General features: G+C 71.7%; 2 protein-coding genes. One reads left to right on the forward strand and one right to left on the reverse strand.

Going from position 1 to position 1,491, the window contains the following annotated elements; all coding sequences use genetic code 11:
• Positions 1-1,094 (forward strand): DUF6596 domain-containing protein (locus AB0C29_RS48070; RefSeq protein WP_360835022.1); only part of this gene is annotated, 1,094 nt, incomplete at its 5' end.
• Here AB0C29_RS48070 and AB0C29_RS48075 read toward each other — a convergent pair.
• The gene (locus tag AB0C29_RS48075) at positions 1,067-1,303 is read right to left on the reverse strand and encodes a hypothetical protein (RefSeq protein ID WP_360835024.1); all 237 of its coding nucleotides are present in this window, start codon (positions 1,301-1,303) and stop codon (positions 1,067-1,069) included. The genes AB0C29_RS48070 and AB0C29_RS48075 overlap by 28 nt on opposite strands.
• Between the last annotated feature and the right edge of the window lie 188 nt (positions 1,304-1,491).

The following is a 1,491-nucleotide window of genomic DNA, read 5'->3' on the forward strand; positions in this document are numbered from 1 at the left end:
CTCAGGAGGCGTTCGCCATCGCGGCGGACCGGTGGCCCCGCGACGGCGTGCCGAGCAACGCCCGCGCCTGGCTGATCACGACAGCCCGCAACCGGGCCACCGACCGCATCCGCCGCGAGCGGACCCTGGCCGCCAAGGCCGGCCTGCTCGCCGCCCAGGAGGCCGAAGTGCCGATGACCACCACCGCGTTCCCCGACGAGCGGCTGGAGCTCATCTTCACGTGCTGCCACCCCGCGCTCGCCGTCGAGGCACAGGTCGCGCTCACGCTGCGTACCGTGGGCGGCCTGACCACCGACGAGATCGCCCGCGCCTTCCTGGTCCCGGAACGCACCATGGCGCAGCGCCTGGTCCGGGCCAAACGCAAGATCAAGGCGGCCGGGATCCCGTTCCGGGTGCCGCCAGAGCACCTGCTGCCCGAACGTCTCGACGCCGTGCTGGCCGTCGTGTACCTGATCTTCAACGAGGGCTACGGCGGCCGCGAGGAACTCGCCGCCGAGGCGATCTGGCTGGCCGGTGCGCTGACCGAGCTGCTGCCCGCCGATCCGGAGGTCCGCGGGCTGCTGGCGATGATGCTCCTGCACGACTCCCGCCGCGAGACCCGGTTCCGGGACGGTGAGCTGGTGCTGCTGCCGGATCAGGACCGGTCCCGGTGGAACACCGCGCAGATCGTCCGGGGACGGGCCGAGCTGGACCGGGCGATCACCCTCGGCGGCCGCGGGCCATACGTGTTGCAGGCGGCGATCGCGTCACTGCATGCCGAGACGCCGTGTGACTGGGCGCAGATCGCCGCACTGTACGGCGAGCTCGCCAACCTGACCGCCTCCCCGGTCGTCGAGCTGAACCGGGCCATCGCGGTCGCCGAGATCGACGGGCCGGAGGCCGGTCTGCGCATCGTCGACGGGCTCGGGCTGGACGACTTCCGCTACCTGCACTCGACCCGGGCCGAACTGTTGCGAAGGCTCGAACGCACCGATGAGGCGCGCGAGGCGTACCGGCGGGCGAGGGCGCTCACCGACGACGGTGCCGAACGGCGCTTCCTCGAACGCCGCCTGACGGAACTGCCTCCTCAGCCGCCCGGGTCACCGCGCAACTGATCCGACGGTCGCTTCCGCTTTCCCTCGCCCTCGGTGATCGCCGCCCGCCAGGCACAGGCAACGCTCGCGGCCAGCTGATCCAACGCCGCGTCCATCGCCACGCAGTCCCCCGGGAAGCCGAGGACCTCCGCGCGAAGCAATAACCGCCGCTGCCTCACCACGTACTCGTCGCAGTCGTGCAGCAACTGCAACAGCCGGTCGTCTGCCATGGCGGCTGCGTACCGTACCGACGTTGATCTATGCCTCGGCGACCCCTAAGTCAGCAAAAGCCCGTTGTCGCGAAACCCGCTACGGTGGCGGCCGGCGGCGGCGGTCGGCCTCGGCCAGGTTGTTCTTCGCGACTTCGCGGTCGTCGCCGGCCCCGCGGCGGTGCTCGGCCGCACGGCGCAGATGCTCC

It is taken from the genome of Actinoplanes sp. NPDC048791, from assembly GCF_040650095.1.
Taxonomy (GTDB): domain Bacteria; phylum Actinomycetota; class Actinomycetes; order Mycobacteriales; family Micromonosporaceae; genus Actinoplanes.